We start from the raw sequence: 25,450 nt of genomic DNA, 5'->3' as shown, positions 1-25,450 counted from the left end.
AAAAGCTACTTTTGCGCAATGGCATCAGCAGAAATATATATGCAGCGCTGCTTGGACCTGGCTATACTGGGAGCAGGGCGCGTGAGCCCAAACCCTATGGTAGGGGCTGTAATTGTACATGAGGATCAAATAATAGGCGAAGGCTATCATCAACAATATGGTGAAGCACACGCTGAGGTAAACGCTGTTAAAATAGTGACAGACAGATATATTAATGCATTTGATCTGTTAAAGAAATCTACTATTTATGTTTCTCTTGAACCCTGCGCACACTATGGAAAGACGCCGCCATGCGCCGACCTTATCATCAAACATCAAATACCCAATGTAGTGGTTGGCTGCCGCGATCCTTTCCCGCATGTAGATGGCAAGGGGATTGAAAAGCTTCAGGCTGCCGGCATTAATGTAACTGTTGATATACTTGAAGATGAATGCCGAAGCCTGAACCGGCGCTTTTTTACACGTGTGCAGCAGCACAGGCCTTATATCATATTAAAATGGGCGCAAACAGCCGATGGTTTTTTTGCGCCTGCAGATGGATCTCAACACTGGATAACCGGCATTGAAAGCCGCACGCTGGTACATCAGTGGCGCGCTGAAGAAGATGCCATACTGGTAGGTAAAAACACGGTACTTGCTGATGATCCACAGCTCAATGTGCGTTACACAAAAGGTAAGTCACCAAAGCGGATAGTGATAGACCGCAGGTTAGAGCTTGGCCCGGATTTAAATATTTTCGACCAGACAGTTGAGACATTTGTATTTAACGAACATCAATTTGATGTTGTAGGTAATATCAAATACATCCAGTTGGAAGACTTTGATAATTATGTGCCGCAGTATATTATGTACCAGCTTTATTTACAAGATATACAGTCTGTTATAATTGAGGGAGGTGCTAAAACTTTAACGGCATTTATTGAAGCCGGCTTGTGGGACGAGGCACGCATTTTCACCGGTGCTGGTACACTGCAACAAGGTATAAAGTCACCGTCATTAAGTGGTAATAAAGTCGGAAGTTATCAGGTTGGTGATGATATTTTACAGATATTTACCAATCAACCAAAATAACCTTTAGTTAGATGTTATACGTTTTTTTAAGTGTTTGTTGCAGCGTTATTGTTTCGGTATTACTGAAATTAGCACGACGTTACAGCATAGACATATTTCAGGCCATCACCTGGAATTATTCCATGGCCATACTGCTCACGTGGTTTTTTTTCAAGCCGGATCTAAAAACATTTGATTTTAAACTGGCTCCTGTTGGTGTTTACATTTCCGTAGGTATTTTATTACCGCTGGTTTTTTGGATTATGGCCGCATCCGTAAGGGTAGCCGGCATTGTGAGGACTGATGTGGCCCAAAGACTATCGCTTTTTATATCACTGTTAGCAGCGTTTCTCCTCTTTGGAGATAACTTTAGCTTGGCCAGGTTAGCATGCTTTATTGTGGGATTTGCAGCCATACTGTGCTCTATACCATGGCAAAAAAAGACAGCTAACCGAAAAGTACTAAGTAACGCCTGGGTTTATTTACTTTTTGTATTTGTCGGCTTTGGGGCAATAGATATTTTATTTAAAAACGTTGCTGCATTTACCGCTGTGCCTTATACTACATCATTGTTTTTTATCTATTTGTTATCGTTTTTAATAGCTTTTATAAGTCTGTTAGTAAAAGTGTTCAGGAGGCAAACGCGGATACATTGGGCACATATCATGTTTGGCTGGATATTGGGTGTTGCTAATTTTGGGAATATTTTGTTTTATCTGAAAGCGCATAAGGCCTTGTCAACCAGTCCGTCACTTGTTTTCTCTGCAATGAATATAGGTGTAATAACTTTAGGGGCGGTGGTTGGTCTGGTTGTTTTTCATGAACGGCTAAGTACCCTAAATAAGGTGGGTTTGGGTTTTGCCATAATTTCCATAATCATGATCACCATCGTTAATACTTAAAGTGATAAATGCTGTTCGACGACACTTATAAAACTATTTACGCGCCTACGGAGGCTATATTTCGCGATAGAGGCAGTAAGTTTCTGGCTTTTGCTTACCCTATAAACAACGATAATGATGTTAAGCCCCTTGTTAGTAAGTTAAAAGCGGAGCATCCAAAAGCTAATCATCATTGCTGGGCCATAAGGTTAGGTATCGACAGGTCGGTTTACCGGGTTAACGACGATGGCGAACCATCTGGTACAGCAGGCAGGCCAATTTTGAATACTCTTTTGTCTAAAGATATCACCAACATTCTGGTAGTAGTTGTGCGGTACTTCGGTGGTACATTGCTTGGTGTACCCGGGTTGATCAATGCTTACAAAACCGCCACGGAAATGGCTTTGAGCGAAGCAAAGATTATAGAAAAAACCGTTAATGATATCTATACGATTACTTTCGATTATTCGCAGATGAATGATATAATGCGGATTATCAAGGATGAGCAATTGCAGGTGTTAGCCCAGCATTCCGAACTTAATTGTTCTATTCAATTTTCGGTTCGTAAAACACAGGTTGAGGTAGTAATTAGTAAAATGAGCAAGGTTGCCGGCGTTAAATTGCAATATGATTATAGCGGATAAAAATATTTAATTATTTTTATGGCATAACCTTATGACATTAAAAACTCTTTCACTAACCGCAATCCGCTTTTCAGCAGTTATTTTTTTCTTATGTACAACTGGTTGTAAAAAAGATGATAACACAGAACAGCCAGAAGTTAAACTTACAGACTTTACACTATTACATCCGGATGGTACTTCGTTTGAAAGTGATGAGATAGCTGTTGAAATTAAAGAAGATAGTATTAACGTCCTGGTGCCGCATTTTACTGATCTCACAGCTCTGAAATACAAAGCTGAAGATAAAGTTCTTAAGCATTCTGAAGATGAAATACTTGACTTTAGTAAACCAATTGTATTTACCATTCAGAGTGAAGGCCCTGCAACTAAAAAATACATAATAACTGTAAAGCACGACAAGCTTAAGAATATGGTATACTTTGGTGGGCACGATAAAACCTTCTATGCACTTTACAACCGTAATGGCAAGAAAATATGGGATTTTAAAGCAGAGGGTGACTTTTCGTACTCGGGTCCAGCATTTAGCAAAGGCGTACTCTATGCTGGTAATACAGATGGGTATTTATATGCTTTAGATGCAGAAACAGGTGCACTAAAATGGAAATATAAAACAGGTGGCATTATAACATCAAGCCCAACGGTTGCAGACGGTATTGTGTATGTTGGTTCATATGATAGAAAATTGTATGCAATTGATGCTGAAACTGGTGTGCCTAAATGGACCTTTACTACAGGTTACCTGATTGATTCTGATCCTGTTGTTGTAAATAATATGGTTTATTTTGCAAGTGATGATGGTTATTTATATGCCCTCACTAAAAAAGGCCAACCAAAATGGCAATATAATACTGGTAGCTTGATTGTATCATCAAGCCCCCTTGTTGTAGAAGATGTAATTTACATAGGTAGTCGTACTGGTTATCTTTATGCAATTAATACAGCTGACGGCGCTGAAAAATGGCGAATAAAATCCGATAACGGAACAATGGAGCATGCCATGCCAGTTATATATAACGGCATTATATATTTTTCAAGCGGTTACGATTTAAACTATGGTCCACCGAATAACCATCCTGGAAGCCTTTATGCAATAAATGCAAGTGATGGAAGCCTTGTATGGAAAAAACTTGATGCCTTAGGTTTTACAAGTGGCCCATCCATTAGTAATGGAAATCTATATATCAATGCCGATGATGGTAAAATTTATTGTGTAAATACATCTACAGGTAATATTGTTTGGTCAAAAGCTATTTATGCTAATGGGGTTGTACCAACTGTTGTTGATGAAGTAGTTTATCCTGGTGGTGGAGGTGGAAGATATTTTAATGCTTTTAACGCTTTAACTGGAACATTGAAATGGGCTTTTCCAATCGAAAACAGTTTAACAACGTCTCGCCCTTACGTAATTGGTAAAAACGGTTATTAACAGTATGTTGCAGTAGATAACTTTAACTTAACTTTTTGTGTGGAGTCTGTTTCAAATTACCACTGCAGCGGTATCGTTTTTGGTTAAAAATCGTTATTTTGCCTGCATATGCAATCATTTGAAATAGATAAATCCGACCTGATTCGTATCAAAACCGCGCTTGAGGGGAATGATGCTGACTTAGAGTTGGTTCTGAAAGATTACCACGCTTCGGAGATCGCTATTTTATTTGAGCGCCTGCCGCAGGAGGCGCGCGAACGGATCATTAACATTCTGCCAACTGAGGAAGCATCTGAGGTAATTACCGAGATGACTGAGGAGAGCCATCCTGAAGAATTACTGGTAAACCTGCACCCGGAAAAACGTTCAGAGATAGTTGAAGAGCTTGATTATGATGTAGCTACCGATATCATCAGTCAGCTTGACGAGGAGGATCAGCGGGAAATACTGCAGGATATTGATCAGGAAGATGCGACCAGCATACGCGCCCTTTTAAATTATCAGGAAGACACAGCCGGCGGTTTAATGAACTCGCAGGTTATATGTGTAAATATTAATCTTACAAAAAAAGAAGCTTTAGAAGACATTATCCGCCAGTCGGAAGAAATGGAAGAATTTTACACCATTTACGTAGTAGATGAGGCTAAGATACTTCATGGTATAGTATCTATAAAAGATATTTTAAAAGCGCGCAGTGAAATAAAAGTGCGCGATATTTATCAGCATGATCCGGTTTTTGTAAAAGCCGACCTTGACCAGGAGGAGGTAGCCAAACTTATTTCTCAATATAACCTTACCAGTATACCCGTTGTTGACGACCATATGAAACTGCTTGGCAGAATTACGGTTGATGATATTATCGACGTTATGGAAGCCGAGAACACCGAGGATATATTGAAGATCTCCGGTGTGTCTGAAGATGAAGAACTGAGCGGTAACTGGAAAGATGCTGTTAAAAGCCGCCTGCCCTGGTTGGTAATTAACTTAGGTACCGCATTCCTGGCAGCTTCTATTATCCGTAATTTTGATGCAACAGTAAAAAGCCTGGCTATTATTTCTGCTTACATGACCATTATTGCCGGTATGGGCGGTAATACAGCTACACAGGCGCTGGCTGTAACAGTGAGGCGTATCTCGTTAAGTGATTTGAGCGACAGGCAAGCTTACAACACTGTTTTGAAAGAATTTTTGGTAGGTTTGATAAACGGCGCATGCAACGGTCTGATAGTTTTAGCCGTCGCCTGTTTTTATGATGCAAACCCTATGCTCGGGCTGGTGCTTTTCCTGGCCATGACGGGTAACCTTGTAATTGCCGGCATAACTGGCGCCTCAATACCTTTGATCTTAAAAAGAATAGGAATTGATCCGGCTGTGGCATCGTCAATAATTATCACCACGTTTACCGATTGCATAGGGTTCTTTCTGCCGCTATGGCTGGCAAGTAAGCTCCTATTGTGAGTTTGCAAAGTGAGCGAATTTTGTAAAAAGTGACCCTACATAATAAAAATCGAAAATAATCTTTGAATATTTGCACTTATGATGCTCTATGCATCAGTAATAAACGTAAACCGATAATGCTATGACCGAGGTAAGACACGACTGGACCCAGGAAGAAATCTCAAAAATATACCACTCGCCATTATTAGACCTTATTTACCGCGCTGCAACCATACACCGCGAAAATAAGGATTATTCAGAAGTGCAGATCAGCTCACTGATCTCGATAAAAACCGGCGGCTGCCCGGAGGATTGTGCCTACTGCCCGCAGGCTGCACGTTACAGCACAGGTGTTGATGTACATGCGTTAATGCCTAAAGAAGAGGTAATAGCCGTTGCCAAACGTGCTAAAGAAGGTGGTGCATCCCGGTTGTGTATGGGTGCCGCATGGCGCGAAGTGCGCGATAACCGCGATTTTGATAAAGTGCTGGATATGGTAAAAGCTGTAAACGAACTGGATATGGAAGTTTGCTGTACTTTAGGTATGCTTACCGAAAACCAGGCGCAGCGTTTGGCCGATGCAGGTTTATATGCTTATAACCATAATCTTGATACCTCTGAAGACGACTACAAACGTATAATAACCACCCGTACTTACGACGACCGTTTACAAACGCTTGAGCATGTTCGCAAAGCTAAAATTTCTGTTTGCAGCGGGGGGATCATTGGCCTCGGTGAAACCACTGCCGATAGGATATCAATGCTTAAAACGCTTTCTAACCTTCCTAAACATCCGGAATCAGTACCTATTAATGCCTTGGTACCGGTAAAAGGCACGCCACTGGCCGAGCAGCCTCGGGTATCTGTATGGGATATGGTTCGTATGATTGCTACAACGCGTATTATTATGCCCAAAACGGTGGTGCGTTTATCAGCAGGACGTACCGAAATGAGCACTGTTGAGCAGGCCATGTGTTTTATGGCTGGCGCCAACTCTATCTTTGCAGGAGAAAAGCTATTAACCACGCCAAATCCAACCTTCGACGAAGATATGTTCATGTTTGACCTTCTTGGTTTAAAGCCACGAAAAGCTTTCAAAAATGGCCGCCCGAACGAACCAAAAGAATTGCGTGAAATGAGCATCAACGAGGTGTTTTAATTTCTCATTATAAATTTTGCTTTTATACGAAACTATCGTAAATTTACGATAGTTTCGTAATTTTAATATGAAAAAGCAAATCCTCACAGGTTTTATTCTAATATTTAGCTTAAGCTTTGTAAAAGCACAGCATAAAATTAACAAAGCATTAAAACATGAATTGGACAGCATGTATGTGCTGGACCAAAAGTATCGGATATTAGTTTCAGAAAAGCTTGATAGTGCTAAAACCGATTCACTTTCCAAAATCTACAACGTTAGTAAAGATCAGCTTGTACAACATTTATGGAAGCTGCAGACAGACGCCGACTCATCCAACGTTAAAAGGATAGAAGAGATCATTGCTAAATTTGGTTACCCGGGCCGCTCGCTTGTAGATACGCCAACCAATGAGGCAGCTTTTTTTGTATTGCAGCATTCGACGGTTATCGACAAATATTTGCCTTTGATTGAAAAAGCAGCCAAAGACAAAGAATTACCATTTCATTTATATGCTATGATGAAAGACCGCTCTTTGATGTACAACAAAAAAGAGCAGATATGGGGCACCCAGGCAAAAGGAATGACCATTATAAACAAAAAAACAGGTAAAGCTGAATTTAAGTTTTTTATATGGCCTATTGCCGATCCTGAACATGTGAACGAGAGGCGAAAACAGGCAGGTTTTACACAAACCGTTGAAGAAAACGCCAAACGTATGGGCTTAACATATAAAGTTTATACCCTGCAGCAAGTACAGAACAATGAAATTGAATAAATGATAACAGAATGCCAGATTCGGATAAATAATCTCGTTCATTATCAGTGTGGTAACACGTTTTTTAACATTTTATTAATCAAAAACGCATCTTTTTCTATATTTGCGGCGGGTAAGTCTTTTACGGCCAGCTCCTCTTGAACTCCCCCAGGGTGGGAACGCAGCAAGGGTAGAGAGTTGAGCGGCGCGATAAAAGTAGCTTACCCATTTTTATTTTCTTTTTTTTGATTTTATATCACATCAAAATCAAAACTTCGTAATTCAGATTTCAATACTCTTCATTCGATATTTAAAACTTATTGAAGAATTCGTTTTCGCATCCTGCCAAAGTCTTTTAAACTTCATAATTCAGATTTCCAAATTCATTATTAGATATTTTAAAAAACTTACTGCTTATCTTAGTCGCCATGCTTGATATACTGATTATTGGTGGCGGCCCTATAGGCATGGCTTGCGGCCTTGCAGCCCAAAAAGCCGGTTTTAGCTTTGTTATTCTTGAAAAAGGCTGCCTGGTTAACTCACTTTATAATTATCCATCTACCATGACCTTTTTTTCCACTTCGGAAAAACTGGAGATTGGCGGAATACCCTTTGTGACTATCAACAATAAGCCTAATCGAGCGGAGGCGCTGGAGTATTACCGCCGTGTGGCTGTTTCTAACCACTTGCCAATAAACCTTTTTGAGGAGGTTGAAAATGTAAGGCCGATAAATGGCGGTTATGAAGTTATTTCATGCAAGCAAACTTATCAGGCTAAAAAAATAATATTGGCAACGGGCTTCTATGATATATCTGTCAATTTAGATATCCCCGGAGAGAACCTGCCTAAGGTAAAACATTATTATAAAGATCCACATTACTACGCCATGCAAAACATAGTGGTGGTTGGCAGCAGTAACTCGGCTATTGACGTTGCTTTGGAAACTTACCGTAAAGGTGCAAAGGTTACTTTAGTTATAAGGGGAGATGAAGTAAGCCATCGTGTTAAATACTGGGTGCGGCCAGATATTATTAACCGTATAAAGGAAGGTAGTATACAGGCTTATTTTAACTCTAACCTGGCCGCTATACGCGAGGATGAAGTGGATATTGACACACCTGAAGGACGGATAACCATACCCAATGATTTTGTTATGGCCATGACGGGTTATAAACCAAACTTTGATTTTCTGGCTAAACTGGGCATTAACCTTAGCGAAGAAAAGTTTATACCCGAGTACAATCCTGACACTATGGAAACCAATCAAGCGGGCCTTTACCTGGCTGGTGTAGTTTGCGGCGGCTTGGATACCCACCTCTGGTTTATTGAAAATTCACGCATTCATGCGGAGATGATCATTGCAGATATTATCGCTAAACAACAGCAAGGTTAGTTTGCTTCCTTAAAGCTATTTGCTTGTAAATTTGATATGGCCCGCTTTCGTCACTGTATTTACCAAGTACTGTAATAGTGCTTACTTCAAACGAATCCTTGTATTCATAATTCTTAAAATATGGCCATAAAATATCAAATGATGCTTTTGATATATCTCTTGCAATGGTGATATGCGGTTTCATCTCTCCCTTCATCAGAAATATTTTTTTAACAAAGTTGAACCATCGCATGGTAACAGTATCCAATTGCAGCGCGGCATAAATGGTCATGCTGTTTGTGCCGTGTTTAAAATAATCAAAGCCATTAATTTTGAGATTGATAGATGGTACATTGTTAAGTATACTTTCTACAACATCATAAAACATTTTAAAATCTACCGCATTGTAAGATGTTTCAGCATCAAATATCAAGGGTTCAAAAGATATGTGCGCTCTCGATTTCATGCTTCTGAATTCGCCGATGTGCTTTACACAGGCCCGTTTGAACCGTTTGATGTGCTCTTCATTTTCATCAGGCAGCGATATCAGGTTTAGAAAATGTTTTTGTCTGATCATATCAAAATAGGTTGATCTGTTCGTCGGTAGATGATTTGTTGGCTTCGTTGTGCAAATGCTGTGTATTTTTAAACCTGATGGTTTTAAATGCGTTAAAATTGCCATAACGGTCAAGAGAGTCTCTTTTGGAAATTTTAAGCTGATCCACCCAAAACGGCTCTAACCAATGCTTATGCCTGAAGTGCGGCCAAAGCTTTTCAAAGTCGGCACCGGCAATGTTGCGGCATACAGTTATATGCGGTAGAATACCCTTCTTAACTTTTAGCTGTTTCTTGATCTCTTCAAACCAGTTATCTGCAGCTGGTGTAGATTTTATCGCTGCGTAAATAGTCATCTTTCCGTGCAGGTGCGGAAAGTAGGCAAAGCCGTTGATATGGAGTAATACCGGCGGCAGCGTTTTTAATTGTAGTTCCAGGCGCTCAATAGTCTGGTCGGCGTAATAGGGTTTCTGTCTTTCAAGCGTCTTCAGGCTAATGTGTGCCGGGGAGTCCATACTCTGAAAGCTGCCGATGTGTTTTACCGATGCCTTTTTATAGCGTGATATTTCCATGTTGATATTTTCTGGAACAGGAAGAAGGAAACGATAATCGGTATATCCGGTCATAAATTACAGGTTGAGAAGACAAATTTATGCTAATATTTTTAGCAAATAAAAATAAAATTATAAATTTGTGTATGGATGTCAAAAGACATATTGTGCATATTGACCTTGATTCGTTTTTTGTATCGGTGGAGCGAAAGTTTAATCCCTCGCTTATCGGTAAGCCGGTTATCATTGGCGGATCCAAAGACAGGGGAGTGGTTTCATCTGCCAGCTACGAGGCACGTAAGTTTGGTGTACACTCGGCCATGCCTACCAAACAAGCTTTAAAGCTATGCCCGGAAGCTATTGTGATACATGGTACACATGGCCGTTACTCTGAGGCTTCGCGCGAGGTTACGCAGATTATACATGATATGGTACCATTGTATCAAAAGTCGTCGGTAGATGAGTTTTATATTGACCTTAGCGGTATGGAGCGCTACCATGATCCCTATAAGTTAGCCACCGATCTCAGACAAAAGGTTATGCGCGAAACCGGGTTACCTATATCTTTTGGTATGGCATCTGGCAAAACAGTGGCTAAAATGGCCACAAACCAGGCAAAACCAAATGGGCAGCTCTGGATACCACATGGTAAGGAAAAAGAGTTTCTGGCGCCTTTAAGCATCGGTAAAATACCCGGCCTTGGCGAAAGTACCTGTCAGAAACTTTATCAGTATGGGCTTGAGAAAATTGGCGATTTGCAACGGGTAAATCTGCGTTTCCTGGAAGCTGTATTTGGTAAGATGGGATTATTTATATACAATAAAGCCAATGGGATTGATGACAGCGAGATCATTCCGCATAGCGACCGTAAAAGTATATCAACAGAACATACCTTTGAAACAGATGTGAAAGATAAGCGCACGCTGGAGAATATACTGGTATCTATGACCGAAGAACTGGCCGGCAAACTGAGACGGGAAAATAAAGTATCATCATGTCTGGCTATCAAGTTGCGATATTCAAACTTTGAGACGCACACCCAACAGCAAAAAATAGCGCTTACCGCTGCAGAACATATATTGATACCGGGCATAAAAAATCTGCTTAACAAAGCCTGGAACCAGCACCGGCCGATCAGGCTGATAGGAGTAAGGCTAAGCAACCTTTGTACCGGCAGCTATCAGATCAATTTGTTTGAAGACAATGAGGAGCGCATAAGGCTTTATCAGGCTATGGATACCATCAATTTCAGGTTTGGCGATAAAACAATATGCCGGGCAGCAGGGATGGAAATTGGCGCCAGAACTTTTAACCCGTTCCTTACCAAATAGTTTAGATTGACTTTTAATAAACCAATAGCTTATAAAAATGTTGGTCAATAAGCTTATGGGAAAATTAAAAGCATCTTTCATCTTATGTCTTGTAGCTGTAATGTGTGCCTGTCTTGGCAAAACGGCATTGGCTCAGTTTAACGATACCACTTTTTATCACACAGCGTTCCAGTCTACCGGTTCTATCAATAAAACAAATGACGGTACCGCTTACCTGCTTAACAACGCTTTCAGGTTTAATGTTAAGCGAAAGGACATATCGTTTAATTTTAATAACAATTGGATTTACGGTAAACAGAACGGTAACCAAAGCAATAATGATTTTTCTTCTGCATTAGATTTTAATCTGTACAGAACAACGCAATTTTTTTATTGGGGACTGGCTAATTACAATACGAGCTACTCATTAAAAATTAATAACCAGTTACTGGCCGGGCTTGGTATAGCTTACAGTATCTTTGATTCGGCAAACGCTTATCTCAATATAAGCGACGGTGTTTTGTTTGACACCAGCGATTTAATATTAGCCGACAATACGCCAGATAAGTATACTACCTACCGGAACTCGTTTCGCCTGCAATTTCGTTTTAATATCAAAGATAAAGTTGTAGTTGATGGATCCAACTTTCTCCAAAACTCATTTGAGCGGGGCAGCGATTATAATATCAGGTCAACAACCAATCTTTCTTTTAAGTTACAAAGCTGGCTGGCACTTACCACATCTTTGAATTATAACAGGGTGAACCGTACACAAAGCGAAAACCTGTTGTTTACTTACGGTTTAATGCTGGAAAAATATTTTTAAAGGGCATTTTAAGAAAGGATAAACCTATCAATATTCCTCATTTCAATTGTTTATACAATTGGTTGAACGACTTTAGGTAAGTTAGCGGCACGTTAATAATTCCTTTAGCTTTATTATTAGGGAAGTTGTCGGGATCGAACCATTCTTTTAAGTCGGCCGGTAAGTCTTCGCTTTCAATTCTTTTGTATCCCATGCTCCAGTCAGGAAAGTTCCTGTCATTGATGCTGTAAGTAAATAATTCTACAACAGAAGTATGCCTTACATCCATGCGGATTTTCTCAAATGATTCTCTTACTACTTTTTCCTCTCCCTCCAAAACCTGTATAAACCTGCCATTTTGTGTTTCATTTTTCTCTGAAACGTATAGCAACATACCCGTAATGTTTTTTTGCTTGTTATTATCAACCGATATTTTAAGAATATCGTCAAGGTGCTGTTGAGTAGGTTTATGAGTCGCCTTGCTCATATACATTAAGTAGTAAAGCATCAATTAATATTTATAAAGTAACCCTACCCTTAAAAATTTGTTTAAAAAATGAGCAAAAAAGAACAAGGTTTGGAAAATACAATGGAGGGGGCTTTGTGTTTTTAAGATAATAACCAGGGTAAAGATAGCACTACTGTATCGCCTCAATACTGTCCTTTAATAACAAAAGCAGCCTTATCGGCTGCTTTTGACCTGGTGCGGAAGAAGGGACTCGAACCCCCACGCCTCGCGGCGCCAGATCCTAAGTCTGGTGCGGCTACCAATTACGCCACTTCCGCGTTTGGTTTTTAAGAGACGGCAAAGATAGCTTAATATCGCAAAATGTGAAACCAAAATTTCAAATTTTCTTTATCTGCCTCATTCCTTTGTATTTAATTTTTTAATCAGGGTTCTAAAGTACCCTGGTGAGTGGAGTAAACGACTCCCATACCACGAAAACAATTCTCCATCGGTCAATAAAATTCTGGCTTCCGGAACTATTTCTTTAAGCTCATTGATGTGTTGATCAGCAAAAGGGTATGGCTCTGATGATAACAATATCACGTCTGGATCAAGTAACTGTATTTCCGCCATTGAAAGCTCAGGGTAACGGGATTGATGAATTATGTTGTTAAATCCGCATCGCGCCAGCATATCATTAATAAAAGTATGCTTGCCCGCTGCCATGTAGGGCTTTCTCCAGATCAGGTATAAAACGTTGAGCTTTGCAGGTAAAGGCTCAAGGTTATCAAAATTGGTAGTTATTTGTGCGGTTAACCAACTGGCTTTTTCACTTTTACCGGTTATCTCCCCAATCTCTGCAATCATATTCAATGCAGATGCCAGGTCAACAATATCACTCATCCATATAGGGTAATGCTGTGATAATTGTTCTATCTGGCTTTGCTCATTCTCCTCTTTATTGCCAATTATCAAATCAGGCTTAATCAAATCTATGCGCTCGGTATTTAATTGCTTGGTGCCCCCAACCTTTTTAATATTCTTGACTTTATCAGCCGGATGGATGCAAAACTTAGTTACTCCAACTATTTGTTCATTCAGCCCTAATTCAAACAGCAGTTCCGTTTGAGACGGTACCAGCGAAACAATCCTTTTGGGGTTAGCGCTCACATTTACAACGCGTTTCATCTGATCGTAAAATAGTGGCATGTTTTTCAGCTTTATTATTGCACCAATGTAAATTTAGTAGTTTTGTATTGATGAATTATTTTGAATTTTACGGAATACCGGAAAGCTTTCATCCGGATGTAGCCTTTATAAAGAAGCAGTTTTATGCTTTAAGTAAAAAATATCACCCGGATTTTTATGCCAATGAAGATGATGAAAAGCAACAGGAAATATTAGAGCTTTCCACCATCAACAATAAAGCTTACCAAACCTTAAGCGACCCGAATAAGTTGCTTGAATATGTTTTAAAGCTTCATGATTTGGTTAGCGAAGGTGCAAAGCCACAACTTCCTGCAGATTTTTTAATGGAAATGATGGAAATCAACGAGCGACTGATGGAAATTGAAACAGCAGAGCAATTTGGTGAAATCAGCGCGGAAGTTGCTGCAATTGAAGGGGATATGATTGAAGAATTAAATGGCTTTACTAAAGACTATGAAACTTTAAACGACACTGCAAAAGAAGATCGCTTAAATGAGATTGCAAATATTTATTACAGGCAGAAATATTTGTTGCGAATTAAAGAGAGTTTAGATACATTTGCAGCCCGCTTGTAAGCAAACACTGCTTGCCGAATGCCCAGATGGCGGAATTGGTAGACGCGCTGGTCTCAAACACCTGTGGGAAACCGTGCCGGTTCGACTCCGGCTCTGGGTACGCAAAGCAATATCGCAGAAAATTGAAGTATGCGATATTGCTTTTTTTATACTAAAAAGGCACTTTTTAGACTTCGCTTTTTCCCGTCCGGCTAATTTTTGCTCCGAGGTTGCTCCGAGATGAAAAATGTAGCTAAAATGTACAACTTCAGTTCAAAGCTGTGGTACGACAAACGCTTTATATCAAAGCAGGGAGAGGTATCACTTTATTTACAGGTTACGCTTAACAGGAAGCACAAAGCCTTCCCGTTAAAAATCAAATGGCTGGTCGACCGTATCGATATGGCTGCAGGCGAGCTATTGCTCAAGGCCCGGGGCGACAGGCCTTACCAGGACTACAATATGGCCATCAGGCAGGAGCAAGGCCGGCACAATGAAATATTGATGACCTACCGGCTTAAAAAAGCTAATATCGATATAATCAAATTTGCTAAAGAGGTAAAGGTTTATGACTCTAAGATAAGCTTTGCTTCGTTTGTGCCCAGGGAAGCGCTCAAGCGATATAACAGGAAAGAGATAACCCGGCGCACCTTCCAAAACCATACCACCACTTACTTAAAAATGGTTGAGTTTGAACCGGTATGGTGTTTTGAACAATTAACCGTTGCCTGGGTGAAGCGATTCCGGCAATGGTTGATCAATAAGGATTACAACCTCAGTTATGTCTGGACCGTACTTAAGAACGTCAAGGCATATATGGCCTTTACCGAGTATGAGCCAATGATGCACATAGAGGAAGAAGTTATAAAGTTTAAAAATCCGGAACCCAAGTATAAAACCACTTTTTTAACCACCGATGAGGTAAGGCAGTTGATTAAGCTTTGTAACAGTGGGTATCTTACAGAAAAGCAGAACAGGGTATTAAGCGCGTTTTTATTTTCCTGTTTTACAGGATTGCGCATTTCTGATGTGTACCGTGTTAATGCATCCTGGGAGGAAACTCAGGGCTTTTTAGATTTTATATTAAAGATGAATGAGCGGGCTGGTAAATGGATAAGGATACCACTACCAGACCATGCCAGGGATTTTGTAAAAAACCTTAATGGAATATATTTTTGATTTGCCTAACCCGGCAGAATATAATATTACCCTGAAGGACATTCCAAGCCTTGCCTGCATCAATAAAAACCTTACCAGCCACGTTGGCCGGCATACGTTTGGACACATGTACCTACAGAAAGTGCAAAATCTGGCAAGCTTAAAGGAACTGATGGGGCATACCAAGATTGAAACTACGATGCGTTATGTGCACCTGGAAAATGATTATTTAAAAAGTACAGCGAACCTGGTAGGAGAGGAGTTTAAGGACCTGAGGAAACGAAAGCGAAACACCGATGCCTTTAATTGACTTGCACTTATATCCTCATATCTTTATATTCGCCGCAATCTTATTACAAATATGAAAAGAACCCTACTTACTCTAAGCCTACTTTGCACTATCTTATTCAGCTGCTCTAAAAAGAATGAAAATAATCCCTCTGCGTCATTAGAATTAAATGGACGTTCATATCCAACTGTAAAAATTGGCTCTCAGACATGGACAACCATGAACTATGACGGTCCGGGTGGAATAGCAAGTCCTCGTAATGATGAATATGATTACGGCAAGTACTATTCCGAGAAAGAAATGCTTGCTATAAAACTGCCTGACGGTTGGCGTGTCCCATCCAAAGAAGATTTTGTTAAGCTTATGAAATCACAAGGGGAATTGACAATAGACGTGCCGGAAGTCACTGCAACAGATGCTGATGGAGCTAAAGTATTGAAAGCAGCATCAAGTTGGTATTTACCAGGGGATAATAGTTCAGGATTTAATATATTACCAGGGGGGTATTATCAGTCATTTTCGAAAGAATTTTTAGAATATAAAGGAATGGCCTATTTCTGGACAACTACTTCAGGTCCCGCTTTATCTATTGATCCTAATTATTATTACTGTTTTCGTGTAAGTGGAAGATATTCGTCACCTGGCACTGGAAGTGAGCCAGAAACTGGCGCAGAAGTAAGGGACATGACTACAGGCGATAATGTAATATGGTACAACATTCGCTTTGTGAAGGATAATTGAATTTGTCATAGAAATCAAAATCAAATTATATAATACTTCAACAAAAAACTCACCAACATGCTACGGAGTGGTGGGCTAATGATCAGCGCGCATAGCGGCACTGCGAATGCTGTTTGTGTATTAAGAACGGTTCGTTGATTGTTTTATCAGCTGAACAGCTCGATTTGCATTTGATCAGCTTGTTGTTGATAGTCCAGCGTGCGCTCTTCTAATATTTCGGGATAGTTTTGCTGCAGCCAGGCGTTATCCCTGTGGACCTTTCGCTCTGCACAGGCGGCTATAATTTCAAAATCCTCAAATTTCTCTTTCCAGTGCTTTGCACGGCGTTGCCAGTAGGCAGCGTTTCTTTTAATTCGCGCCATTACTGTGCCTCCTAACCTGGTTGCCGGTGAAGTAGCTGAAGGTGCTGTAAATTACCGGGTGATTGCGTTGATGTAAGCTTTAAGGCCGGCGCTGCTGCGCTGATCTGCGCGGAGCGCTTCTTCTGCGCGCCTGGCACGTTCCTGCCAGTACTGCAATTGTTTTTCCGGGTTAGGCATGTAGTACCATCCTTCCCATATTAAATTGCACCAATTGACATGGTTTAAAAAGCGATGAGCTGTATCAGCTGTTCGTTGCCTTCTTTGCCGAGGTACTCGGCTCTGGGTACGCAAAGCCCTTCTGAGAAATCGGAAGGGCTTATTTGTTAACGGCCCCATCAGAAAGAAACCGTTCATGAAGTACGTGAGGCCGGCCATCTTAGCAGCCTAATTTTGATTCAACCTAAGCAACAATAACGTGTATTATTGAAATTAGGCTATCAAGTAAAAAAATAATTTGTATATTGTACCTATTGTGAGCACCTGCCAGGGCAGGTGCTTTTTTATTTTAACCCCAATAATATGGCTAAATCACAAGCAACCTTTGCAAAAAAACAGTTAGAAAAAAACAGACAAAAAAAGAAAGAAGAAAAGGCCTTACGCAAACAGGAGCGGAAAGAAAATACCGGTAGCGCCGATGATATGATTGCCTATGTGGATGAGTTCGGTAACTTAACATCCACACCACCAGAACCAAAAAAGGGCGAAGAGCCACCGGAAGAAAGCTAACAGCCGCTTTACAGTGGCCTTACTAAAAGGAGGCTATACGCTTTTGATATAGTAAGTTTACTCTTTAAAGTAACATTATATAGGTGGATACGGTATGTTTAAACTACATCCATATAGAATAATTTTCACTCTATCGGCTATCACACTGACTTATAACAGCAGTATAAAAATAAATAATTTACCTGTTACCTAATTATTTATATATAAAGCTTTGTTAGCTTTGAGTCAAACCACCTGCACAATGAATTACCTTAAGAGAAGAAACTTTTTAAAGCTGTCCGGCTTAGGCGTATTGCCTGCCATATTGCCTACAGTAACAGTAAATGCTTCTGCTAACAGGCAGCCAAAAGCTGCGGTGAATCAAACAGTATCCTTCAATGATGACGGGGTATTTTATGAACCTGCCGAATATATTGCTAAACTTCAGGAAATAAACACAGCCAACCCCATAGAAATGGATTTTTACGGAGGTGGAGGGGCAGTGGCTAAGCTTTGTGAAAAGTTTGCAGATTTAACCGGTAAACCGGCTTGTATTTATATGCCAAGCGGTACTATGGCTAACCAGTTAGCCATATCTGTATTAAGCGGCGATAATGCTAAAGTTTTTGTGCAGGAAACCAGCCATATCTACCGCGATGAGGGTGATTCCGCCCAAACAGTATTCAATAAACGCCTGATACCGGTTGCACCCGGCGAAGCCCATTTTACTTTAGAACAGTTAAAGGAAGCCGTTGATTATCATAACAAAGGCGAAGTTTTTAAAAGCGGTATTGGAACCGTAGCCATAGAAAATCCGGTAAGGCGCTGCGATGGCAAATATGTGCCGTTTGACGAAATAAAGAAAATATCGGCCTGGTGTAGCGAGAAAGGTTACAAACTCCACATGGATGGTGCACGGGTTTTCCTGGCAATGGCTTTTAATGGAATATCACTAAAAGAATACTCAACTTACTTTGATACTGTATACGTTTCTTTATACAAATATCTTGGTGCGGCGGGTGGTGCTGTTTTGTGCGGCGATAAAGAGACGATAGGCCACATGGAGCACCTGATAAAAGTACATGGCGGTACGGCTTTTAGTAACTGGAGTAATGCGGCAATGGCCCTGCATACACTCAATGGTCTTGAAACGCGCCTGAAACAAACTGCTGAAAAAGCTGATGCTTTATTTAAAAGGCTTAATCAATTGCAGGGGGTAAAAATAGCTTCAATACCAAACGGTTCAAATATCTTTAACCTGGAGCTGGCTAATATTGATGCAAAAGTATTTAATAAAACAATGCAGGAAAAATACAGCATTAATATACATGCACGTAATGGTAGCAGCCAGATACGTGTTAACGAAACACTGTTGCGTCAGGATAACATTAGGATAGAAAAGGCTTTTGCCGATGCGCTTAAAGCAGCAGCTAAAAGCTAATCGTTTTTGTAAAGCGCGCCAGCCTTCTCGGCCGACATTTTTATACCTTTGATCAACGCCGAGCTGAAACCGTTGTGCTCCATTTCATTGAGCCCTGCAATGGTACAACCTTTGGGTGAAGTAACCTTATCAATTTCTTGCTCGGGATGAGAGGCTAATTGTAAAAGCAGGTCTGCCGCACCTTTAGCTGTTTGCGCCGCCATTTTAAGCGCGTCATGCGCATGGAAACCGATTTCGGTACCGCCCTGTGATGCGGCCCTTATTGATCGTAAAAAGAAAGCTATACCGCAGGCACACAAAGCAGTGGCTGATGTCATTAACTCCTCGTTGATTTGTATACTTACGCCAACGGTATCAAATAATGATTTTACAAGACTGATATTCGCGGCAGAGGCATTATCAGTAGCAATACAGGTCATGCTGTGGCCAATGGCTATAGCAGTATTAGGCATTGCACGTATTACCTGAACCTCAATTCCTAACTGATTGCGGATATCCTGGCAGCTAACACCCGATACTACAGAGATCAGCAAATGTTTGGCCTGGTTGGATGCGGGTTTAATCTCGTCCAGCAGTTTATTTAATTGTTGCGGTAATATGGCCAGCACCACAATATCCGCCCTGGTAACAGCATCTGCATTATCAGATGTTACATTATAACCCTCGGCCTCTAAACTTGCCAGCGCAGTGATATTGCGGCGTGTTAAAGTGATTTGCCGTGGAGTAAATATCCCTGCTTTAACCAGCCCCTTAGCAAGGGCCAAACCTATGTTACCACTGCCTAAAATGGCAATATGTTGTTGTGTTTCCATTGTTAGTTAGTTAAGCGTGTACCAAAAGTTTGCGTGCCTTTTAATTGCCCCAGATCATCTGAATGACCTATAATTACCGATTTAACACCGCATGATATAGCAGCAAAAGCGTTATCCAGTTTAGGTATCATACCGCTATGAATGATTTGCCCGGTCTTAAGTTTTTCATACCGTTCAGGATTGATCTCTTTGATCAGCGAGTCATCATCATTGATATCCTGCAATACGCCTTTTTTCTCGAAGCAATAAATAAGTGTGGTTTCATATAAGGTTGATAGTGCAACAGCCAATGCCGATGCAATAGTATCGGCATTAGTGTTTAGCAATTGTCCTTCGCCATCATGTGTCAAGGCGCAAAAAACAGGAGTAAAACCGGCTTCAAGCAGTTTGGATATATTCCCGGGATTAATCGACTTATCTGAAAGGTCCCCAACAAAACCATAATCAATGGTTTTAATGGGTCGTTTAGTGGCACGTATAAAATCGCCATCTGCCCCGGTTAACCCAATGGCATTAGTGCCGTAACGTTGTAACTGGGCTACAATATTTTTATTGATCAGGCCTGCGTACACCATCGTAACAATGCGTAAGGTATCAATATCGGTTATTCTGCGACCATCTACCATGTTAGCGCTTACCCCCATACTTTCAGATATCTGTGTAGCTACCTTGCCGCCACCATGAATAAGTATTTTAAACCCTTTAAGCGCAGTAAAATCTTTCAAAAACCTGTGAAGGTTTTCAGAATTATCAATCACATTGCCCCCAATTTTTATCACATGCAGCTTTTGCATCCTTATATAAATATGTTCTATGGCAATTATAGGAATTTTTTGATGCCTAAGCTATGAAAAGTGATTTTTGAAATACTTTAAGCATTTCATTCTAACATTCACCTTTTAATGTAAAAATACAGTCTGCTAAAACACATACATGGCTATCCTGTTAAAATATACACATGGTAATAGTAGCTTAGCATAATAATGCTAATGAGTAATATGAACGATAACAAAAAGAAGCCAAGGGTAATTATAATAGGTGGAGGATTTGGAGGGGTACAGTTAGCTAAGAAATTAAAAAATGCACCGCTTGAAGTGCTGCTATTCGATAAACATAATTATCACACATTTCAACCTTTGTTGTATCAGGTGGCTACAGGCGCCTTAGAGGCCGACTCCATAGGTTTTCCTATCAGGAGAATATTCAGCCATCAAAAAAACTTTACTTTTCATCTGGCAGAAGTCACCAAAATTGATACCGATAATAATGTTGTAGAAACCAATGTTGGTAATTATGACTATGATTACCTGGTGATTGCAACCGGGGCCGACACCAATTTTTTTGGTAATAAAGAACTGGAGCATTACACTATGCCCATGAAAAATATTGCTGAAGCCCTGAATATTCGTAGCCTTATCTTGCAAAATCTGGAAAAAGCATTAGTAACTAAGGATGAGGCAGAACGCAATGCTTTATTAACCTTTGTAATTGTGGGCGGCGGCCCTACCGGTGTTGAACTTGCGGGCGCTATATCTGAGTTACGTGAGTATATATTGTGTAAAGATTATCCTGGCCTGTGCAATGCCGATATGAAAGTGTTTCTGGTAGAAGGCAAGGCGGAGTTGTTAGCAGCAATGTCTCCTCAGGCATCAAAAAAAGCGAAGGATTTCCTTAAAAAGATGGATGTAACCATCTACAACAGTGTGCATGTTTCCAGCTATAACGGCATCATACTTAAAATAGATGATGGCACCATTATTAACACTCGTAACGTACTTTGGGCAGCAGGTGTGAAGGGTAAAATACCTACAGGTATGCCAGAGCAAACAGTTGCTAAAGGCGGGCGGCTGGTAACTGATGAAATAAACAGGGTTAAGGGTTATAAAAATGTATTTGCCATCGGTGATGTTTCTGCAGTGACCACCGAGCAAACCCCACTTGGCTTTCCGGGAGTTGCACAGGTAGCATTGCAGCAGGGAAAACACCTCGCCAAAAACCTTATTAACATAATTGAAGGCAAACCTACAACTGCATTTATTTACCATGATTTAGGTACTATGGCTACTATCGGCAGAAACAAAGCAGTGGCTGATATTAAAAAATTACGCTTTCAAGGGTTTTTTGCATGGTTGTTGTGGATGTTTGTGCACCTGTTATCATTAGCCGGCTTTACAAACAAGGCGATAGTGTTTTTTAACTGGGCAATTAACTACTGGACCCGTAATAGTGATAACAGGCTTATTATAAGATATTTTAAGACAGATACAATGACCGTTGACCCCATTTCACATTAAATGGAAGGGTTGGCTTAAATGCTTTAAATGCACCTATTTCTTATAATTGCACTTTTAATTGTTGTAAGTGCGCTATATTCATACATTAATGCGCGCTGGCTTAAATTACCCGGTACAATAGGTATTACTTCTTTAGCAATAAGTGGTTCTATCATTACTATTATTGTTGATAAAGCTGACCCTAACATTGCCAGATATCTTACGCTGCTGGCTAAGAACATAAATTTTTCTACAACGGTACTTAATATATTGCTTGGATTTTTGTTGTTTGCAAGCGCATTCAACCTGGATACCAGGAAACTTAAAAAGCAGGTGCGGCCCATTCTTGTGTTAACTACCGTAGGTGTCATACTGTCGACGGCGGTATTTGGTACACTGCTTTACTGGATATCCGGATTGATCGATATCAAGATCCCTTATGTTTATTGTCTTTTATTTGGAGCCTTGGTTTCACCTACTGACCCGGTTGCTGTTAGCGCTATTGTAACCGGGTCGAGGTTGCCTAATAACCTGGAAACAATAATTTCAGGTGAGTCGTTGTTTAACGATGGAATTGGCTTAGTATTATTTATTACATTATTGGAAGTAGTACAATCAGGAAGTGATAACGTTAATTTTGGCAGCGCTGTTTTGTTATTTGTGAGGGAAGTGTTTGGCGGTATTGCTTTAGGAGCAGTTACAGGTTTCCTGGCTTTCAGGCTCATGAAGTCCATTGATGATTTTCAAACAATTGTATTGGTTTCTATGGCCCTGGTAATGATCAATTCCCTGGTGGCATATTATCTGCATTTATCTATTCCGCTTGCTGTAGTTACAGCAGGCTTGTTTGCGGGAGGGCGATCCATAAATGTTGATAGAAACGACCGTTCACATCAGGCGCTCGAAAAATTCTGGACACTGTTAGATGAGTTACTCAATACCATGCTTTTTGTGATGATAGGCCTGCAAATGGTGAACTTCCCATTCTTGCAGCATTATTGGTTTGTAGGTGTTATTGGTATAGTGATTATTTTGGCAGCGCGTTGGTGCAGTATTATGTTACCGCTCACTTTTTTGCGCCGTTCTCTTAATGTAAATTACAATAGTATCAATATTCTTACCTGGGCCGGGCTACGCGGCGGCATTTCTATTGCATTGGCATTATCTTTACCTCAGTCAGATTATCGGCACCTCATACTTGCTGGCACCTATTTTATAGTAATTTTTTCAATTATTGTACAAGGCTTAACGCTTAACAAAGTGATTAATGCTATTTATAAAAACCATGTGGTAGATTAATCAGCTATATTACTCGGGCTGCAATTTCCTTTTCGTTTTTTTATAAAAGATTGCGTTACAACGTTTCAAGCATCTTCTTTAATACAGCTTGGGCTGCCCATACGCGGTTTCCTGCTTCATGTATCACAACAGACTTTGGGCCGTCCAGAATTTCTGACGAAAGTTCCAGGTCGCGCCTTACCGGCAAACAATGCATTACTTTGGCGCTGGGCGCAAGTTCATCAAGCTTCGCGTTTGTAAGCATCCAACCCTCATTACCACCTTTTACAGCGCCATAAGGCTCATAAGCCGACCAGTTTTTTACGTAGATAAAATCTGCATCTTTTATAGCTTCGTCCTGGTTATTAGTGATAGTTGCACCATTGGTAAATTGCTCTGAGAGGGTATAACCTTCAGGATGGGTAATCACAAAATCAACATCTGCTTTGCACATCCACTCGGCAAAAGAGTTAGGCACAGCCTGTGGGAGGGCCTTTATATGTGGCGCCCAGGTTAAAACCACTTTAGGGCGCTTTGTGGTCTTTAATTCTTCAATCGTGATGAGATCGGCAAGGCTTTGCAAGGGATGGCGTGTGGCTGACTCCAAACTTACCACCGGCACTTTGCAAAACTCTACAAACTTATTAAATGTAGTTTCACTGTAATCCTCTTCACGGTCTTTTAAGCCCGGGAACGAGCGCACACCAATAATGTCAGAATACTCGCCCATAACCGCCGCTGCCTCGCGAATATGCTCTACCGTAGTACCGTTCATTATCACGTTATCCCTTAGTTCCAATGCCCATCCTTCTTTATCTATGTTCAGCACAATAACATTCATACCCAGGTTCATGGCAGCCTTTTGCGTACTCATACGCGTACGTAAGCTTGGGTTCAAAAAAACAAGACTAATGGTTTTGTTCTTACCCAAATCCTGATATGCATAAGGGTTTTGTTTAAGCGCTAATGCATCAGCAACTAAAGCCGCTACATCGTTAACATCGTTTACTGAAGAAAATAGTTTCATGGGCATTATTTTAAGTCCCCCTTTAACAAGGGGGATCAGAGTAGTTGATTAATTATGTGTTTCTTAAAGTTGTTGCAAAGGCTTCTAAAAACCTGTCGGCATGTGCCTTGCTCAGGTTTAATGCAGGCAATAAGCGTATTACATTTGGTTTCGCCTCGCCAGTAAATATCAGATTTTTAAATAGCAGGTCTTTCTTTACGTTTGAAAGTTCTTCCGGTAGGTCGATGCCTATCATCAATCCTTTGCCACGTACTTCTTTAACCTTATCCAACTTTTTTACTTCACCAATAAGATAGGCACCTACTTCGGCTGCATTCTGCAACAGGTTGTCCTGTTCAATTACTTCAAGTACAGCTAAGCCCGCGGCGCAGGCTAAATGATTACCTCCAAATGTGGTACCCAACATGCCGTAAGCCGGTTGTATTTTAGGCGATATACTGATAGCGCCGATAGGGAAGCCATTACCCATGCCTTTAGCCATGGTGTAAATGTCGGCATTGATACCGGCATGGTCGGCTGCATAAAATTTGCCAGTACGTGCATAGCCGCATTGTACTTCGTCGGCAATAAAAACAGCATTGTAATTATCACAAAGCGAACGGATTCTCTGTAAAAAACTTAACTCAGCAACCTGTATACCACCAACGCCCTGGATACTTTCTATAATTACAGAAGATACTTCGTTGTCAATAAATGCCTGTTCAAGCGCTGCTTCATCGTTCCATGGCAGAAACACCACGTTATCGGTTTCATTTACCGGTGCAACAATTTTTGGATTATCAGTTGCAGCAACAGCCAATGAAGTGCGACCGTGAAAAGCCTTTTTAAAAGCGATTATTTTCTTTTTGCCATTGTAAAATGAGGCCAGCTTCAAGGCATTCTCATTTGCTTCGGCACCGGAATTACAAAGGAATAACTGGTAATCTTCTTTTCCTGATACATTTCCTAATTTTTCGGCCAATTGCTTTTGTAACGGAATTTCTATTGAGTTAGAATAAAAACCGATCTGATGTAACTGATCTTGCAGGCGCTTTACATAGTGCGGATGCGTATGGCCTATGGAAATTACAGCATGGCCGCCATAAAGGTCGAGATACTCGGTGCCTTTGTCATCATAAACAAGGCTGCCTGTGCCTTTAATTATATTGATTGGATTAATTGGGTATACGTCGAATAATTTCATTATAAATTTAAGATGGATTAATACTTAGTGATTACGCTAATGG

At 40.5% G+C, this 25,450-nt stretch carries 28 protein-coding genes, 2 tRNA genes and 1 other RNA gene; 20 read left to right on the top strand and 11 right to left on the bottom strand.

Annotated elements, in window-relative coordinates; translation table 11 throughout:
* Positions 1 to 18 precede the first annotated feature (18 nt).
* From ribD to ACFQZX_RS10350, 9 genes are all read left to right on the top strand, one after another.
* Positions 19 to 1,071 (top strand): bifunctional diaminohydroxyphosphoribosylaminopyrimidine deaminase/5-amino-6-(5-phosphoribosylamino)uracil reductase RibD, encoded by a 1,053-nt coding sequence (ribD, locus tag ACFQZX_RS10390; protein WP_377114721.1) that lies wholly within the window; start codon positions 19 to 21, stop codon positions 1,069 to 1,071.
* 11 nt (positions 1,072 to 1,082) lie between these two features.
* Positions 1,083 to 1,952, top strand: coding sequence for an EamA/RhaT family transporter (locus ACFQZX_RS10385; protein WP_377114718.1), 870 nt, complete (start codon positions 1,083 to 1,085; stop codon positions 1,950 to 1,952).
* A gap of 8 nt (positions 1,953 to 1,960) precedes the next feature.
* Positions 1,961 to 2,575, top strand: coding sequence for an IMPACT family protein (locus ACFQZX_RS10380; RefSeq protein WP_377114715.1), 615 nt, complete (start codon positions 1,961 to 1,963; stop codon positions 2,573 to 2,575).
* A 31-nt stretch (positions 2,576 to 2,606) separates the two neighbouring features.
* Entirely contained in the window at positions 2,607 to 4,001 is a 1,395-nt protein-coding gene (locus tag ACFQZX_RS10375; protein WP_377114712.1) for an outer membrane protein assembly factor BamB family protein, read from the top strand.
* A gap of 108 nt (positions 4,002 to 4,109) precedes the next feature.
* Entirely contained in the window at positions 4,110 to 5,459 is a 1,350-nt protein-coding gene (gene mgtE, locus ACFQZX_RS10370) for a magnesium transporter (protein ID WP_377114709.1), read from the top strand.
* A gap of 121 nt (positions 5,460 to 5,580) precedes the next feature.
* Positions 5,581 to 6,597, top strand: a complete 1,017-nt coding sequence (gene bioB / locus ACFQZX_RS10365; protein WP_377114706.1) for a biotin synthase BioB — start codon at positions 5,581 to 5,583, stop codon at positions 6,595 to 6,597.
* Between the two features lie 67 nt (positions 6,598 to 6,664).
* Positions 6,665 to 7,354 (top strand): DUF6624 domain-containing protein, encoded by a 690-nt coding sequence (locus ACFQZX_RS10360; RefSeq protein ID WP_377114705.1) that lies wholly within the window; start codon positions 6,665 to 6,667, stop codon positions 7,352 to 7,354.
* A 110-nt stretch (positions 7,355 to 7,464) separates the two neighbouring features.
* Positions 7,465 to 7,563: signal recognition particle sRNA small type (ffs, locus tag ACFQZX_RS10355), an RNA gene on the top strand.
* 198 nt (positions 7,564 to 7,761) lie between these two features.
* The gene (locus tag ACFQZX_RS10350; RefSeq protein WP_377114704.1) at positions 7,762 to 8,727 is read left to right on the top strand and encodes a YpdA family putative bacillithiol disulfide reductase; all 966 of its coding nucleotides are present in this window, start codon (positions 7,762 to 7,764) and stop codon (positions 8,725 to 8,727) included.
* Here ACFQZX_RS10350 and ACFQZX_RS10345 read toward each other — a convergent pair.
* Both ACFQZX_RS10345 and ACFQZX_RS10340 read right to left on the bottom strand, forming a co-directional pair.
* Positions 8,708 to 9,283, bottom strand: coding sequence for a 2'-5' RNA ligase family protein (locus ACFQZX_RS10345; protein ID WP_377114702.1), 576 nt, complete (start codon positions 9,281 to 9,283; stop codon positions 8,708 to 8,710). The two genes, ACFQZX_RS10350 and ACFQZX_RS10345, sit on opposite strands and share 20 nt — an antisense overlap.
* A gap of 1 nt (position 9,284) precedes the next feature.
* A complete protein-coding gene (locus tag ACFQZX_RS10340) occupies positions 9,285 to 9,887 on the bottom strand; it encodes a 2'-5' RNA ligase family protein (protein WP_377114699.1) in 603 nt (200 codons plus the stop codon).
* A 71-nt stretch (positions 9,888 to 9,958) separates the two neighbouring features.
* Here ACFQZX_RS10340 and dinB point away from each other — a divergent pair, with 71 nt between their 5' ends.
* Both dinB and ACFQZX_RS10330 read left to right on the top strand, forming a co-directional pair.
* A complete protein-coding gene (gene dinB / locus ACFQZX_RS10335; RefSeq protein WP_377114697.1) occupies positions 9,959 to 11,143 on the top strand; it encodes a DNA polymerase IV in 1,185 nt (394 codons plus the stop codon).
* A 55-nt stretch (positions 11,144 to 11,198) separates the two neighbouring features.
* A complete protein-coding gene (locus tag ACFQZX_RS10330) occupies positions 11,199 to 11,948 on the top strand; it encodes a DUF481 domain-containing protein (protein ID WP_377114695.1) in 750 nt (249 codons plus the stop codon).
* A 37-nt stretch (positions 11,949 to 11,985) separates the two neighbouring features.
* Here ACFQZX_RS10330 and ACFQZX_RS10325 read toward each other — a convergent pair whose 3' ends face one another.
* From ACFQZX_RS10325 to ACFQZX_RS10315, 3 genes are all read right to left on the bottom strand, one after another.
* Positions 11,986 to 12,420: a BLUF domain-containing protein gene (locus ACFQZX_RS10325; RefSeq protein ID WP_377115325.1), complete on the bottom strand. Its 435-nt coding sequence runs from the start codon at positions 12,418 to 12,420 to the stop codon at positions 11,986 to 11,988.
* 208 nt (positions 12,421 to 12,628) lie between these two features.
* Positions 12,629 to 12,713 (bottom strand) — tRNA-Leu (locus ACFQZX_RS10320).
* Between the two features lie 79 nt (positions 12,714 to 12,792).
* On the bottom strand, positions 12,793 to 13,584 hold the full coding sequence (locus tag ACFQZX_RS10315; RefSeq protein WP_377114693.1) for a cobalamin-binding protein: 792 nt from the start codon (positions 13,582 to 13,584) through the stop codon (positions 12,793 to 12,795).
* A 50-nt stretch (positions 13,585 to 13,634) separates the two neighbouring features.
* On the opposite strand from ACFQZX_RS10315, the gene hscB reads away from it, so the two are divergent.
* The 5 genes from hscB to ACFQZX_RS10290 all read left to right on the top strand — a co-directional run bounded on the left by hscB (position 13,635) and on the right by ACFQZX_RS10290 (position 16,326).
* Entirely contained in the window at positions 13,635 to 14,159 is a 525-nt protein-coding gene (gene hscB, locus ACFQZX_RS10310) for a Fe-S protein assembly co-chaperone HscB (protein WP_377114690.1), read from the top strand.
* Between the two features lie 20 nt (positions 14,160 to 14,179).
* Positions 14,180 to 14,259, top strand: a tRNA-Leu gene (locus ACFQZX_RS10305).
* A 119-nt stretch (positions 14,260 to 14,378) separates the two neighbouring features.
* Positions 14,379 to 15,317, top strand: a complete 939-nt coding sequence (locus tag ACFQZX_RS10300; protein ID WP_377114687.1) for a phage integrase SAM-like domain-containing protein — start codon at positions 14,379 to 14,381, stop codon at positions 15,315 to 15,317.
* A complete protein-coding gene (locus ACFQZX_RS10295; protein WP_377114683.1) occupies positions 15,301 to 15,606 on the top strand; it encodes a tyrosine-type recombinase/integrase in 306 nt (101 codons plus the stop codon). Before ACFQZX_RS10300 ends, ACFQZX_RS10295 begins: the two co-directional genes overlap by 17 nt.
* Before the next feature lie 51 nt (positions 15,607 to 15,657).
* The gene (locus ACFQZX_RS10290; protein ID WP_377114680.1) at positions 15,658 to 16,326 is read left to right on the top strand and encodes an FISUMP domain-containing protein; all 669 of its coding nucleotides are present in this window, start codon (positions 15,658 to 15,660) and stop codon (positions 16,324 to 16,326) included.
* Positions 16,327 to 16,472: 146 nt separating this feature from the next.
* On the opposite strand, the gene ACFQZX_RS10285 is transcribed toward ACFQZX_RS10290, so the two are convergent.
* Both ACFQZX_RS10285 and ACFQZX_RS10280 read right to left on the bottom strand, forming a co-directional pair.
* Positions 16,473 to 16,688 carry a hypothetical protein gene (locus ACFQZX_RS10285; RefSeq protein ID WP_377114677.1) on the bottom strand — a complete coding sequence of 72 codons (216 nt, stop codon included), beginning with the start codon at positions 16,686 to 16,688 and terminating at the stop codon, positions 16,473 to 16,475.
* Between the two features lie 51 nt (positions 16,689 to 16,739).
* The gene (locus ACFQZX_RS10280; protein WP_377114674.1) at positions 16,740 to 16,865 is read right to left on the bottom strand and encodes a hypothetical protein; all 126 of its coding nucleotides are present in this window, start codon (positions 16,863 to 16,865) and stop codon (positions 16,740 to 16,742) included.
* A 342-nt stretch (positions 16,866 to 17,207) separates the two neighbouring features.
* On the opposite strand from ACFQZX_RS10280, the gene ACFQZX_RS10275 reads away from it, so the two are divergent.
* Positions 17,208 to 17,414, top strand: a complete 207-nt coding sequence (locus ACFQZX_RS10275; protein ID WP_377114672.1) for a hypothetical protein — start codon at positions 17,208 to 17,210, stop codon at positions 17,412 to 17,414.
* Between the two features lie 241 nt (positions 17,415 to 17,655).
* The gene (locus ACFQZX_RS10270; RefSeq protein ID WP_377114669.1) at positions 17,656 to 18,834 is read left to right on the top strand and encodes a threonine aldolase family protein; all 1,179 of its coding nucleotides are present in this window, start codon (positions 17,656 to 17,658) and stop codon (positions 18,832 to 18,834) included.
* Here the strand turns inward: ACFQZX_RS10270 and proC are convergent.
* Both proC and argB read right to left on the bottom strand, forming a co-directional pair.
* Complete coding sequence (gene proC / locus ACFQZX_RS10265) at positions 18,831 to 19,646, bottom strand: pyrroline-5-carboxylate reductase (protein WP_377114667.1); 816 nt, start codon at positions 19,644 to 19,646, stop codon at positions 18,831 to 18,833. The two genes, ACFQZX_RS10270 and proC, sit on opposite strands and share 4 nt — an antisense overlap.
* A gap of 2 nt (positions 19,647 to 19,648) precedes the next feature.
* Entirely contained in the window at positions 19,649 to 20,440 is a 792-nt protein-coding gene (gene argB, locus ACFQZX_RS10260) for an acetylglutamate kinase (protein WP_377114664.1), read from the bottom strand.
* Between the two features lie 204 nt (positions 20,441 to 20,644).
* Here argB and ACFQZX_RS10255 point away from each other — a divergent pair, with 204 nt between their 5' ends.
* Both ACFQZX_RS10255 and ACFQZX_RS10250 read left to right on the top strand, forming a co-directional pair.
* Positions 20,645 to 21,940: an NAD(P)/FAD-dependent oxidoreductase gene (locus tag ACFQZX_RS10255; RefSeq protein ID WP_377114662.1), complete on the top strand. Its 1,296-nt coding sequence runs from the start codon at positions 20,645 to 20,647 to the stop codon at positions 21,938 to 21,940.
* A gap of 27 nt (positions 21,941 to 21,967) precedes the next feature.
* Entirely contained in the window at positions 21,968 to 23,218 is a 1,251-nt protein-coding gene (locus ACFQZX_RS10250) for a cation:proton antiporter (RefSeq protein WP_377114659.1), read from the top strand.
* A 55-nt stretch (positions 23,219 to 23,273) separates the two neighbouring features.
* Here the strand turns inward: ACFQZX_RS10250 and ACFQZX_RS10245 are convergent, their stop codons facing one another.
* Both ACFQZX_RS10245 and ACFQZX_RS10240 read right to left on the bottom strand, forming a co-directional pair.
* Positions 23,274 to 24,224 (bottom strand): acetylornithine carbamoyltransferase, encoded by a 951-nt coding sequence (locus ACFQZX_RS10245; RefSeq protein WP_377114656.1) that lies wholly within the window; start codon positions 24,222 to 24,224, stop codon positions 23,274 to 23,276.
* Between the two features lie 52 nt (positions 24,225 to 24,276).
* Positions 24,277 to 25,407 (bottom strand): aspartate aminotransferase family protein, encoded by a 1,131-nt coding sequence (locus ACFQZX_RS10240; RefSeq protein ID WP_377114653.1) that lies wholly within the window; start codon positions 25,405 to 25,407, stop codon positions 24,277 to 24,279.
* Positions 25,408 to 25,450 lie beyond the last annotated feature (43 nt).

Source organism: Mucilaginibacter litoreus (assembly GCF_042676805.1).
Taxonomy (GTDB): domain Bacteria; phylum Bacteroidota; class Bacteroidia; order Sphingobacteriales; family Sphingobacteriaceae; genus Mucilaginibacter; species Mucilaginibacter litoreus.
Note: the sequence above shows the minus strand (reverse complement) of the source record. Positions and strands in the feature narration are given on the sequence as shown.